This window comes from Ruminococcus sp. AF17-1AC (assembly GCF_003461385.1).
GTDB lineage: Bacteria > Bacillota > Clostridia > Oscillospirales > Ruminococcaceae > Hominimerdicola > Hominimerdicola aceti.
The window spans coordinates 163,612-176,177 of the sequence record NZ_QTWZ01000004.1; the positions used below are offsets into that span (position 1 = coordinate 163,612).

General features: G+C 44.5%; 11 protein-coding genes. 8 read left to right on the top strand and 3 right to left on the bottom strand.

What is annotated here, in order from left to right:
- Window positions 1-6 precede the first annotated feature (6 nt).
- From DWW81_RS04555 to DWW81_RS04590, 8 genes are all read left to right on the top strand, one after another.
- Window positions 7-948, top strand: a complete 942-nt coding sequence (locus tag DWW81_RS04555) for an RnfABCDGE type electron transport complex subunit D (RefSeq protein ID WP_117896858.1) — start codon at window positions 7-9, stop codon at window positions 946-948.
- On the top strand, window positions 945-1,505 hold the full coding sequence (locus tag DWW81_RS04560; RefSeq protein WP_022288501.1) for an FMN-binding protein: 561 nt from the start codon (window positions 945-947) through the stop codon (window positions 1,503-1,505). The genes DWW81_RS04555 and DWW81_RS04560 overlap by 4 nt, the downstream gene beginning before the upstream one ends.
- Complete coding sequence (locus DWW81_RS04565) at window positions 1,498-2,181, top strand: electron transport complex subunit E (protein ID WP_022288500.1); 684 nt, start codon at window positions 1,498-1,500, stop codon at window positions 2,179-2,181. The genes DWW81_RS04560 and DWW81_RS04565 overlap by 8 nt, the downstream gene beginning before the upstream one ends.
- 2 nt (window positions 2,182-2,183) lie before the next feature.
- Complete coding sequence (locus DWW81_RS04570) at window positions 2,184-2,753, top strand: RnfABCDGE type electron transport complex subunit A (protein WP_117896859.1); 570 nt, start codon at window positions 2,184-2,186, stop codon at window positions 2,751-2,753.
- A 15-nt stretch (window positions 2,754-2,768) separates the two neighbouring features.
- Window positions 2,769-4,040 carry a 2-hydroxyacyl-CoA dehydratase gene (locus tag DWW81_RS04575; RefSeq protein ID WP_117896860.1) on the top strand — a complete coding sequence of 424 codons (1,272 nt, stop codon included), beginning with the start codon at window positions 2,769-2,771 and terminating at the stop codon, window positions 4,038-4,040.
- Between the two features lie 22 nt (window positions 4,041-4,062).
- Complete coding sequence (locus tag DWW81_RS04580) at window positions 4,063-4,872, top strand: RnfABCDGE type electron transport complex subunit B (RefSeq protein ID WP_117896861.1); 810 nt, start codon at window positions 4,063-4,065, stop codon at window positions 4,870-4,872.
- A gap of 205 nt (window positions 4,873-5,077) precedes the next feature.
- Window positions 5,078-7,861: a right-handed parallel beta-helix repeat-containing protein gene (locus tag DWW81_RS04585; protein ID WP_117896862.1), complete on the top strand. Its 2,784-nt coding sequence runs from the start codon at window positions 5,078-5,080 to the stop codon at window positions 7,859-7,861.
- Between the two features lie 79 nt (window positions 7,862-7,940).
- Entirely contained in the window at window positions 7,941-8,189 is a 249-nt protein-coding gene (locus tag DWW81_RS04590) for a hypothetical protein (RefSeq protein WP_022288495.1), read from the top strand.
- Window positions 8,190-8,290: 101 nt separating this feature from the next.
- Here the strand turns inward: DWW81_RS04590 and DWW81_RS04595 are convergent, their stop codons facing one another.
- Genes DWW81_RS04595 through DWW81_RS04605 form a run of 3 tightly spaced genes read right to left on the bottom strand, consistent with a single transcriptional unit; the run spans window position 8,291 to window position 12,419 of the window.
- A complete protein-coding gene (locus tag DWW81_RS04595) occupies window positions 8,291-10,192 on the bottom strand; it encodes an ABC transporter ATP-binding protein (RefSeq protein ID WP_117896877.1) in 1,902 nt (633 codons plus the stop codon).
- Between the two features lie 12 nt (window positions 10,193-10,204).
- The gene (locus tag DWW81_RS04600; protein ID WP_117896863.1) at window positions 10,205-11,962 is read right to left on the bottom strand and encodes an ABC transporter ATP-binding protein; all 1,758 of its coding nucleotides are present in this window, start codon (window positions 11,960-11,962) and stop codon (window positions 10,205-10,207) included.
- A 25-nt stretch (window positions 11,963-11,987) separates the two neighbouring features.
- Entirely contained in the window at window positions 11,988-12,419 is a 432-nt protein-coding gene (locus tag DWW81_RS04605) for a MarR family winged helix-turn-helix transcriptional regulator (RefSeq protein WP_022288492.1), read from the bottom strand.
- Between the last annotated feature and the right edge of the window lie 147 nt (window positions 12,420-12,566).

Here is a 12,566-nt window from a genome sequence, read left to right on the forward strand (position 1 = left end):
GAAAATATGGAAAAAATGCTGGTAAGCCCTTCACCTCAGATAAGGGATAATATTTCTACCTCTAAGGTGATGACCCATGTGCTTGTGGCACTTTGCCCTGCACTTGCAATGTCTGCCTATGTTTTCGGCGGACGTGCGCTCATGCTCACAGGCTTCTGCATGATAACGGCACTCATATGGGAAAGACTTTGCAATCTTATAATGAAAAGACCTGATTCCACAAAGGACGTTTCGGCACTTGTGACCGGTATGCTTTTAGCGTTCAATCTCCCTGTGACAATGCCTTACTGGCAGGCTGCTATCGGCACATTCGTTGCTATCGTAATCGTAAAGCAGCTTTTTGGCGGTCTGGGACAGAATTTTGCCAACCCTGCTATCGTGGGAAGAATAGTTCTTATGCTTGCTTTCACAGGCAACATGACCCATTGGGTAGTGCCTTTCTATGACCCTGACAATATCGTAACAGGTGCGACCCCTCTTGCAGCGGCACATTCCGCCCCTGCCGATTATCTCGATCTTTTCCTTGGAAAAGTAGGCGGCTGTCTTGGCGAGGTGTCTGCGGCGGCACTGCTCATTGGCGGCATATACCTTATAATGATGAAGATAATCTCAGTACATACACCGCTGGCATTTATAGGCACGGTGTTCGTGTTCTCATATCTTTGCGGCGAGGACGGCATCTATCAGATACTTGCAGGCGGCGTAATGCTCGGTGCATTCTTCATGGCAACTGACTATGTTACAACTCCTGTTACAAAAACAGGCAAGGTGATATTCGGTATCGGCTGTGGTATCATCACTTGTGTGATACGTTTCTTCGGCTCTTATCCTGAGGGCGTTTCATTCTCGATACTGCTTATGAATATACTTACACCATACATAGACATGGTAACAAAAACAAAGCCTTTAGGGGCTATAACAAATAAGAAGGAGGCGAAGTCTGAATGAAAGATAAAATAATGCCTCCATTGGTTCTGACTATAATATGTATAGTTGTCAGCGGACTTTTGGTGCTTGCCTATAATGCCACATATGTTGACAATACAGGTGTTCTTACAGACGATATGAAAAAGGGCTGTGAGGAGATATTCGGCAAGGGCGATTATGAGATAATGCTTGACGGCGAGGGTGACAGCAAGACCCCTGTCACATTTGATACAGAGGGCGTGAACTCCATTATCACAGATAAAGATAACGGCAGATGCGTTATCGAGATAACTGAGGACGGCTATTCAAAGGGTGGACTTCATCTGCTTATCGGTATAAACAGCGAGGGAACTGTGGAGGGGATAGAATTTCTCTCTATAGGCGAAACTCCGGGTCTTGGCACAAAGGTGCAGGACGATAGTTTTCTTTCAAAACTAAAGGGCTTTGGTGTCGACACTGATGAAAATTCTATCGACAATGTTACTGCTGCCACCTATTCTTCAAAGGGAATGAAATCTGCGTGCAAAAAGGCTGTGAAGCTTTTTGACGAGCATAAGGAGGAGATACTCAATGGCTGAGAAAAATTCTAATTTGTATGAATTTACAAAGGGTATCATAAAGCAAAACCCGACGCTTGTTACGCTTCTTGGTATGTGTCCGACGCTTGCGGTCACAACAATGGCGAAAAACGGTATCGGAATGGGACTTGCCACAACGTTCGTGCTTGTCTGCTCAAACTTTGTTATATCCCTTTTGAAAAACGTTATCCCAAAGGCTGTAAGACTGCCTTGCTTTATCGTAATAATCGCAGGCTTCGTTACTCTTATCGAGTTTCTTATGAAAGGCTATATACCTGAGCTTTACAGTGCCTTAGGCGTATTCCTGTCCCTTATCACGGTAAACTGCATTATCCTCGGCAGAGCGGAGGCTTTTGCCAGCAAGAACAAGATATTCCCGTCCATACTTGACGGACTTGGAATGGGTCTTGGATTTACACTTTCACTTTTCACAATGGGATCTATAAGAGAGATACTAGGAACAGGCTCATGGTTCGGTTTCAAGATACCTTTCCTGTGCGACGATCCCATGACAGTGTTCATCATGCCGGCAGGCGGATTTTTCGTGCTTGGCTGTCTTATCGCACTTGTGAACAAGATAGCGAATAAGAAGCCGCCAAAGGAGATTTCCTGCTCAGGCTGCCCAAATGCGGCTTTGTGCAAGGGTCAGTGCAGAACAGAGAGTGAGGAGGCATAAAAATGAGCTACATACTTATACTTATCGGCTGTGTGTTCGTAAATAACGTTGTGCTTTCTCAGTTCATGGGAATATGTCCTTTCCTTGGCGTATCAAAGCAGATGAAATCATCTGTGGGAATGGGTGCGGCGGTAATATTTGTTATGATATGCGCAACAGCTATCACATATCCTGTATACAGACTTCTTGAGCATTTTGGCATAGAGTATCTTAAAACAGTGGCGTTCATACTTGTTATAGCAATGTTCGTTCAGCTTGTTGAGATAGTCATGAAAAAGATGATGCCGCCTCTCTATAAGGCACTGGGCGTTTATCTGCCTCTTATCACAACCAACTGTGCAGTTCTCGGTGTTACTATCGGAAACATAGACAACGGCTATAATTTTCTTCAGTCCCTTACAAACGCACTTGGAACAGGACTTGCGTTTACTCTTGCCCTCTTGCTTTTCAGCGGAGTAAGAGCAAGGATAGAAAGCTGCGATTTTCCTGAAACTTTCAAGGGCGTGCCTGCAACGCTCATTGCGGCGTCTATCGTTTCGCTAAGCTTTATGGGCTTTTCGGGAATAATCTGATAATAATTTATCGATATGAAACGATCAAGGGTTGAATTTACAAAGCCGATGAAAAAGACCCACACTATATTGATACCATCAATGCTTGACTTCCACTTTCCGCTGCTTAAATATGCATTTCTTAGCGGCGGATATAAGTGCGACGTTATCGGGGTGAACGAATACAGTCGGTCACAAATGATAAACGCAGGCTGGGAATATTCAAATAATGATGTCTGCTTTCCCTGCAACCTCATAATAGGACAGTTCATATGTGCATTGAAAAGCGGCAAATATGACACCGCAAAAACAGCCCTGTTGCTGCCTCAAACAGGAGGAGGGTGCAGAGCGTGCAATTACATTATGCTGCTGCGAAAAGCTCTTTTGAAAGCCGGTCTGCAAAATGTTCCTGTGGTGTCACTTAATGTCAGCGGCGTTGAGAAACACAGCGGATTTTCCATAACGCCTAAAATGGTGCTGACGGCTTGTGCAGCGATCTATTACAGTGACTTGCTTTTGTATCTTTATAATGAGCTTTCACCCTATGAACTAAAAAAGGGTGAAACGCTTGATAAAGTCCGCCTATGGAACAGCAGGCTGTCACGGCTCTTTGAACATGGCAAAGCAGCCGATCCGATCTCAATGTGCGTCATATTCCGCAAGATATGCGAAAGCTTTGCTACAATAAATTGTGATAAAAGCAGATCGGTCAAAAAGGTCGCCGTAACAGGGGAGCTTTACATAAAATTCTGTGCTCTCGGCAACGGCGAAACGGAGAAATACCTCCGTGATCTCGGTTGTCAGATATATATGAGCGGCTTTGTTCCATACATAATGTACCTTGCCGATTCCTGTACAAATGATGATAACATTTACGGAAGAAAAACCTTGGCAGGTGTGGGAGCAAAAGTCCTTATTGCCTATATGAAAACGCTTTGGTGCAAAATGAATTCTGCACTTGTACAAAACGGTTTCGAGCCTATGGAAGACTATAGATCCTTGAAAAGCTACGGTGAAAACTTTGGCTGCCTTGGCGAAACAATGGGGGACGGCTGGCTTATCGGTGCAGAAATGTGTTCAGCGTTGAAAAACGGCTGCAAAGGTGTTGTGATGCTGTTGCCGTTTGGCTGCCTTGTGAGCCACACCTGTGCAAGAGGCATAATAAAGCGTATAAAAAAGCTCTACCCAGACAGCATCATAACGGCGGTAGATCACGATTCGGGAACAGCGGACGTTAATATCAAAAACCGCATTAAGATGACCCTTGATTTTATGGATAATAATATAATAAAACACAACAAAAACTGAAATTCTGAAAGAGGAGAATGATATGGAATATTTGATCCCTTTGGCTATATTTGCCGCTTTGGGCATATTGGCAGGCGTTCTGCTGACGGTGGCTTCAAAAGTTTTTGCCGTTGAGGTGGATGAGCGTGTTGACGCTATCGCAGAAGCACTTCCGCAGGCAAACTGTGGCGCTTGTGGCTTTTCAGGCTGTGCAGACTATGCCGACGCTATCGTGAACAAGGGTGCGGAATGTAACCTTTGCCGTCCGGGAGGCGAGGCTGCTGCAAAGAAGATAGCCGAGATAATGGGCGTTGAAGTGACTGTAACAGAGCCACAGGTGGCTTTCGTGCGCTGTTCGGGAGATTGCTCTCATACACCGCATAAATACGATTTTGACGGCATTCAGAGCTGTGCAGCGTGCAACAGGTTTTATGACGGAAGCAAGCTTTGCACAAGCGGCTGTTTAGGCTACGGCGATTGTATCAAGGTCTGCTCTCAGGGGGCAATATCTATCGTTGACGGCATTGCCGTTATCGACAAAGCAAAGTGCATGGGCTGTGGGCTTTGTGCAAAAGCCTGTCCAAATGGTCTTATCGCAGTGAGAAGGATCTCTCAGGCTGTGGATATCTGCTGTTCATCAAGAGATGTGGGCAGAGTGACAAGGTCTGTTTGTCCTAACGGCTGTATAGGCTGTAAGCTTTGCGAGAAAAACTGTCCTTCAGGTGCCGTTACAGTGCAGAACAACCACGCTGTTATCGACTATGACAAGTGTACAAACTGCGGAAAGTGTGCAGAGGTGTGCCGTGTCCACGCTATCAGGTCTATCATGGGCGAAAAAGTGGAAGTGCAGTAAAATATTTTGCTTTAAAGGCTCTCTTGACGTTTATGCGTCAGGGGAGCTTTTTTTGTGCCAAAAATACACAGCCAAATTTGTGCAGTGTTCACGAAAAGTTTAGTATTTGTTGACAGATACTTATAAATGATTTATAATACTATTTGTACGAATAATTGTCAGCGGCAAGAAAAATATAGCCGAACTTTAAGGAGAACACAGAAGAATGAACATTAAAGGCTACAGAATTATCAGTGAAAAAAAAGTTTTCAGACGGATAGCGGCACTTTTGACAACGCTCTTGCTCGTTATCACAGTGATCCCCGAGGGCTTCTCTACGGCTATAACATCGGTGGCAGAAGCGGCAGATACGGCTGTGACAGGTGCGTATTTTGATACAGACGGCATGGAAATCGTCACTTATAACGTGGTTGATGATCTCGGTGCAGACAACACTGGAAACGCTATGACCGAAAAGCAGATACAGCAGGCACTTGACGCTGCACAGGAAAATTCAGGACAGGGCATTTTCACAAAGGTCGTGATACCAAAGGGAACGTATCTTATTTCTTCTGCACTTGTGGTATACAGCGATACTTGGATATACTGTGAAGAGGGCGTCGAGATAAAAAGGTGCATTTCCTATGGACCCATGCTCAGGTGCGATAATAATGGTGTCGGCGGCTATGACGGCGTTAAAAATGTTATCGTTGAGGGCGGGCTTTGGAACGGAAACACAGACCAGTGGCCAAATACCGCAGATTTTTCAAATATCAGATTTGCACATTGCAGAAATATTCTCCTGAAAGATATGCACGTCAAAAATAACGAGAACGGTCATCATATGGAGATAGGCGGTGCGGCTGACGTCACCATAGAGGGCTGTACTTTTACAGGATATACAGGCTACAGGAAAAAAGAAGCCATTCAGCTTGATTGCATGAACAACAGCAGAGTTTTTGCAGGCTATGCGCCTTTTGATGATACATCATGTGAAAATGTGGTCATAAAGAATAATCTTTTCTCAGGCATTTGCAGAGGTTTTGGTTCTCATTCCGCCACTCTTGGTATCTATTACACAGATATCCTTATCGAAGGCAATGTTTTTGAGAATCTCGACGATATGGCAATGATAATGTACAATTACAAGAATTGTACCATAACAAATAACACTATCACAAACTGTGCAAGCGGTATAGAGTTCAAGGCAATGTCCAGCCTGCCTAACAACAATTTCAATCCCCCTGTGGTGAAGTCTATGGAGGAAGCAGTTGACGGCTTTGATGACGACGCAAACTCTGTTATTTCATCTAACACTATCTCTGTAAGCGGTGATGACGAATATGGCATTACAAGCGGCATACGCCTGACAGGGTATGAGGTCAAGGACAACGGTGTTATCCCTGACTATAATTTCAGAGTGGCAGGAGTAAAGATCGTCGAAAATCGAATCGAGAGCAACGGAACCACTATCGCACTTAATGACGCTGAAAATTGCAGTATCGAATCAAATATTCTCGTTACAAAGCAGGACGGTGTTAATTACAAGGATAAAAATGGTCTTACTCTCAACGAGTGTGACAATATAAAGATAGCAGATAACTACATTTCAGGCTCAGCCAGAAACGGTGCTTCCCTTACTGACAGCTCAGGGAATACCCTTGAGAACAATACCATAGAGAACGTTGGAATGAACGGAATAAATATCTACAACGGCTCTGAGAACAATATTGCAAGCTCAAACAGCGTAAATTCAGCGAAAAAGCATGGCATAGCAGTGGCTGCAAATTCTTCCGCTGTGATAAAGTCCAACAGCATTTCAAAGGCGGGGGACACGAGCATTCTTATTTATAACGGCTCAAAGGGCGAGTGCTCAGGCAACAAAGTTAAAAATGCCGTGGGGCATGGTATCGTGTTCAGCAAGAACGCTTCGGGCAAGGCGACCTCAAACACTGTTTCTGGCGCAGGAAAACATGGCATGCTTGTTACAGACCACTGCGGCAGTGTGGCAGTAAGTTCAAATAAGATATCAAACAGCAAGCAGAACGGCATTTGCGTGTCAAATTACAGCAGTTCTGTGAGTGTAAATTCAAACAGCATAAGCGGCTCAGGAAAAAGCGGCATAAGCGTAAGCTCTCACAGCAAGGCTTCGCTGAAAGACAATGCTGTGAACGGCTCAAAGTCTGCGGCAGTGTCAAAGAGCGCTGATTCTTCTATCAGCCTGCCGAGAGTATCAGGATTGTCTGTTAATTCTGTGAATAACACGAATATACAGATCAGCTTTTCTGGCAGATCAACTAACAAATGCGGCTATGAGATATACAGAAAAACAGGCGCAAAGGGAAAATATTCTGCCGTGGGGACGACTGCAAAAGGAAAGTTTACAGATGGATCTTTCAAGGCGAACACAGATTATTATTACAAAGTACGCTGTTATGAAACTGTTTCAGGCAAGAGGGTATACGGCGGATATTCCGATGAGATAAAGGTAAGATCAGCAACGAAAAGATCTGTCGGGAAGGCGTCTGTCAAGGTGCCAGATCAGGTGTGGACAGGTAAGGCGCTGAAGCCTGCTGTCACTGTAAAGGACGGAAATGTCACCCTCAAAAAGGACAGGGACTATACTGTAAGCTACTCTGCAAATAAGGACATAGGCACTGCTAAGGTGACCGTCACAGGTAAGGGAAGCTACACAGGCAAGATAACAAAGACTTTCAAGATAAACCCACAGGGACAGAGCATTTCTGCCAAGGGCGACAAGAGCGGGAAGAAGATAGCGGTCACTCTTGCAAAGCACAGCTCAAATTCAGGTTATCAAGTGTCATATGCCGACAACAGCGGCTTTAAGAACAGCAAGTCCTTGTGGCTCAGCGGAAACTCAAAGAACAAAGGCACAATAAAAGGTCTTAAAAGCAAAAAGACATATTACGTCAAGGCAAGGGATTATAAGACCATTGGCAAGACCAAAGTGTACGGCAAGTGGTCGGCTGTGAAGAAGGTAAGTATTTAGGGCAAAAAATTTTCCAAGCCGATTGACAAGGCTTTTATAATGTGGTATAATTCAAGATATGACAAGGAAGGTGAATATAATGACCAATGTTGTAAAGGGCGATCAGGTAAAGGATTCATACGGCAAGATCTATGATGTTATCGAAGTTCATGAGCATAATGTTATGGTGCTTGAGCCGGGTAAACCATACTGGGAGCGTATCTGCATGGGACGTTTTGATTTCGACTCATATTTCAGAAGAGCAGATGAGCCTATGACAGATGATATGCCTCGTCCAATGGGCATCGATGAAGAAGATTTCGATGAGGACGAAGAGGAAGAAGAATAAGATTTATTGCGGTTGGCTTTTGTCAGCCGCATTTTTATTGCACAAAAACGCCACGGAGATATTCTCTCCGTGGCGTTTTTCTTTGGGCGGAATAGCACCTTTTATGCTGTTTCTTCTGCGAAGTTTCCTGTGTAGAGCTGATAATACTTGCCCTTTTTGGCAATAAGCTCGTCATGTGTGCCACGCTCGATTATCCTGCCCTGCTCAAGTACCATTATGCAGTCTGAGTTTCTGACAGTTGAAAGTCTGTGGGCGATAACGAATGTTGTTCTGCCCTGCATGAGAGCGTCCATACCAGCCTGAACAAGACTCTCTGTTCTTGTGTCGATAGAGGAGGTAGCCTCGTCAAGGATAAGAACAGGAGGATCGCCGACTGCCGCTCTTGCAATGGCTATGAGCTGACGCTGACCCTGTGAAAGGTTCGAGCCGTCGCCTGTGAGAACAGTGTTGTAGCCGTCAGGAAGTCTTTCTATAAAGCCGTTTGCGTTTGCAAGCCTTGCGGCTGCCATACATTCCTCGTCGGTGGCGTCAAGGTTGCCGTAGCGGATATTTTCCATTACTGTGCCTGTGAAAAGGTGTGTGTCCTGCAAAACTATGCCGAGAGTTTTTCTCAGAGCAGGCTTCTTTATCTTTGTAATGTTTATTCCGTCATAGCGTATCTTGCCGTCCTGAATGTCATAAAAGCGGTTGATAAGATTTGTGATAGTTGTCTTTCCTGCGCCTGTTGAGCCAACAAAAGCTATCTTCTGACCAGGCTTTGCAAAAAGCTTTACGTCATGAAGAACGATCTTGCTGTCGTCATATCCGAAGTCAACACCGTCAAATACGACCTCGCCCTCCATTTTCTTGTAGTCAACAGTGCCGTCAGCCTGATGACGATGCTTCCAAGCCCATATGCCTGTACGCTCTTTGCATTCTTCAAGCTCACCGTTCAGGTTATATTTTGCATTAACGAACTCAACATAGCCCTCGTCTGTTTCAGGCTTCTGGTCGAGGAGGTCAAACACTCTGCCTGCGCCTGCGGTAGCCTGAACAACGAATGCCATTTGCTGGCTTATCTGTGTGATAGGCTGTGTGAAGTTCTTGTTAAGGGATACAAATGTTACGATAGTGCCGAGGGTAAGACCTGCATAGCCGTTTATGGCAAGTATTGCGCCAACGATGGCACAAAGCACATAGCTGAGGTTTCCGATATTTGCGTTTATCGGCATCATGATGTTAGCGTACTTGTTAGCTTCGTTTGCACTGACTCTCAGCTTGTCATTTATCTTTACAAAGTCTTCTATTGCCTTATCCTCATGACAGAACACTTTTACTACTTTCTGTCCGTCAAGCATTTCTTCGATAAAACCGTCAACTGCGCCAAGGTCACGCTGCTGAGCCGCAAAGTGCGCTCCTGACTTTGAAGCGAGATCGTTGGTCACCTTTACCATTACAAATGCCATTGCGATAGAGAGTATGGTAAGAGGAATGTTGAGGATTATCATGGAAACGAGGGTGGATATAAGTGTTGCAAGAGAGTTTATAAGCTGAGGTATGCTCTGGCTGATAAACTGTCTGAGAGTATCAACGTCATTTGTGTATACTGACATGATGTCGCCATGCGGGTGTGTGTCAAAATACTTGATAGGAAGTGTTTCCATGTTGAGAAACAGATCATCTCTTATGTTTCTCAGCGTACCCTGACCGATGTTTACCATTATCCTGTTGTATGCGTATGAAGCCGCAATGCCCACAACGTATACTACTGCAAGACCACCGAGAGCCTTTGCAAGAGGTGAAAAATCATGGCTGGAGGTCTTTAGCATCGGTGTGATGTAGTCATCAACAAGTGACTGCATGAACATCATTCCAGCAAGTGTGGTGACAGCCTGAATAAGTATGCACGCCACAACTATTATAAATGAGAACTTATAGTTTTTGAGCATATATTTCATTACTCTGCCGAGGACTTTCATCTGGTCGCCTGACATTTTAGGCTTGCCGCCCATTTCTTTATTCATTGGCTTAGGCATTTAAGCTTCCTCCTTTCCTGCTGACTGAACGTCGAAATCTCCGCCGCCCTTTACCTGAGATTCATATATCTCACGGTATATCTCGTTTGTTTCAACAAGCTTTTCGTGTGTGTCAAAGCCGTTTACTTTTCCACCGTCAAGAACTATTATCCTGTCGGCGTCCTGAACGCTTGAGATCCTCTGTGCGATAATGAACTTTGTTGTGCCTGGGATAGACTTTGCGAATGCCGCTCTTATCTTTGCGTCTGTGGCAGTATCTACTGCACTTGTGGAGTCGTCAAGGATAAGAACCTTTGGCTTCTTCAGAAGCGCTCTTGCGATACAAAGTCGCTGCTTCTGTCCGCCTGATACGTTTGTACCGCCCTGCTCGATATAAGTTTCATACTTGTCAGGGAAGCGTTCAATGAACTCGTCAGCGCAGGCAGCCTCACAGGCTTCGATACACTCGGCGTCTGTTGCGTTTTCGTTGCCCCAGCGTAGGTTGTCAAGGATAGTGCCTGAGAAAAGCACGTTTTTCTGCAATACTACAGAAACCTGATCTCTCAGATATTCCATATCATATTCTCTTACGTCCCTGCCGCCCACGCATACAGAGCCTCCGTCAACGTCATAAAGACGGCTGATAAGATTTACAAGGCTTGTTTTTCCACAGCCTGTTGAGCCTATGATGCCGATAGTTTCGCCGGACCTGATGTGCAGGTCGATATTGTTAAGCACCATTTTTCCGCTTCCATGCTTGTATGAGAAGCTTACATTGTTGAAGTCAACAGAGCCGTCTTTCATATCCTTTGCTGGGTTCTCACCGTTGTGAAGATCAGGTGTTTCCTTGAGTATCTCTGAGATACGTCTGATACTTGCTGTACTCATTGATATCATAACGAATATCATAGAGAGCATCATAAGTGACATCATGGCGGAGATAACATATGTAAAAACTGATGAAAGCTCGCCTGTTTTCATCGTGCCTGCAACAACATTCTTTGCGCCAAGCCAGCTTATGAGCATTACGCAGGAGTAGATAACGAACATCATAACAGGGTTATTCAGTGCGATAAGGCTCTCAGCCTTTACGAACATCTTATAGAGATTGCCTGAGGCTTTCTTGAATTTCTTCTGCTCAAAGTCCTCTCTTACATATGCCTTTACAACTCTGATAGCCGATACGTTTTCCTGTATGCTTGCGTTAAGGTCGTCATACTTTTTGAAAGCCTCTGTGAAAACTTTCATCGTCTTTTTAACGATGATCCCGAGAACTATGCCAAGAAGAACGATAGCTGCAAGGAATATAATGCTCATTGAGCCGCTTACTGCAAAGCACATTGCCATTGAGCAGATGAGCATCAGCGGCGCTCTCACTGCGATACGGATTATCATTTGGTATGCGTTCTGAACGTTTGTAACGTCAGTGGTCATTCTTGTTACAAGACCTGCGGTGCTGAACTTGTCGATGTTTGAGAACGAATAGGTCTGCACCTTGCGGTAGATAGCTTCACGAAGATTGCAGGCAAAGCCTGATGAAGCCGAAGCCGCATATTTTCCTGCAAGAAAGCCCGAAAGCAGGCTGACCATTGCCGCCACTACCATTACGCCACCGAAAATATAAACGTTTGTCATGTTGCCCTTTTCAATGCCGTCGTCGATTATTTTCGCCATTATAAAAGGCAGAAGCATTTCCATAAAGACCTCAAGTGCGGTAAAGACAGGGGTCAGAATGGAGTCCTTCTTGTACTGTTTGATCTGTGCTAGTATTTCTTTCAAGCCAGATCCCTCCTCTCGCTTATTTTTATATTGTATTGTCTATCATTTTTTTCTGGAGCCGTTCCATTTCGTCAAGCTCCTGATCTGTAAAATTACGGAAAGCCATTGTTTCTATCTTTTTAAGACAGTCGCAAATGTCCTGCTGGAGGGTATAGGCTTTCTCGGTTGCTATTATCTTCTTGTGACGCTCGTCATCATCACTGCCCTCATAGGAGAGATATCCTCCTGCACGGAGCTTTTTTATAAGCCCTGATACCGTCGCACGGGAAATATTCAGATCGTGGTGTATCGCCGTTGAGAAAACAGGCTCGCCATTATGTTCCATTATGTACATAAGCACATGGCTCTGAGCGGCGGTTATACCCTTGCCTGCGAGCATGGTGTTTATCTCGCATTCTATTTTCAGATGAATGTATTTGGAATACCGAAGAATGTTCTTTTTTCTGTTATCCGCCAAATTGTTCGCCTCCTTACATTTTTGCACCTAACATTTTGCTCTAACTAATAATATCACATTTTTACTTGAAAGTGAAATACAAATATGTTATAATGAATAAAAGAATTTTATAGATTACTATCAAATTTAATTTTTATTAAGAATTGT

Excerpts from the sequence above, each read along its gene's own strand:
- DWW81_RS04560 (WP_022288501.1), top strand. The coding sequence starts at position 945 with ATGAAAGATAAAATAATGCCTCCATTGGTTCTGACTATAATATGTATA.
- DWW81_RS04585 (WP_117896862.1), top strand. The coding sequence starts at position 5,078 with ATGAACATTAAAGGCTACAGAATTATCAGTGAAAAAAAAGTTTTCAGA.
- DWW81_RS04570 (WP_117896859.1), top strand. The coding sequence starts at position 2,184 with ATGAGCTACATACTTATACTTATCGGCTGTGTGTTCGTAAATAACGTT.
- DWW81_RS04555 (WP_117896858.1), top strand. The coding sequence starts at position 7 with ATGGAAAAAATGCTGGTAAGCCCTTCACCTCAGATAAGGGATAATATT.
- DWW81_RS04590 (WP_022288495.1), top strand. The coding sequence starts at position 7,941 with ATGACCAATGTTGTAAAGGGCGATCAGGTAAAGGATTCATACGGCAAG.
- DWW81_RS04595 (WP_117896877.1), bottom strand. The coding sequence starts at position 10,192 with ATGAATAAAGAAATGGGCGGCAAGCCTAAAATGTCAGGCGACCAGATG.
- DWW81_RS04575 (WP_117896860.1), top strand. The coding sequence starts at position 2,769 with ATGAAACGATCAAGGGTTGAATTTACAAAGCCGATGAAAAAGACCCAC.
- DWW81_RS04580 (WP_117896861.1), top strand. The coding sequence starts at position 4,063 with ATGGAATATTTGATCCCTTTGGCTATATTTGCCGCTTTGGGCATATTG.
- DWW81_RS04565 (WP_022288500.1), top strand. The coding sequence starts at position 1,498 with ATGGCTGAGAAAAATTCTAATTTGTATGAATTTACAAAGGGTATCATA.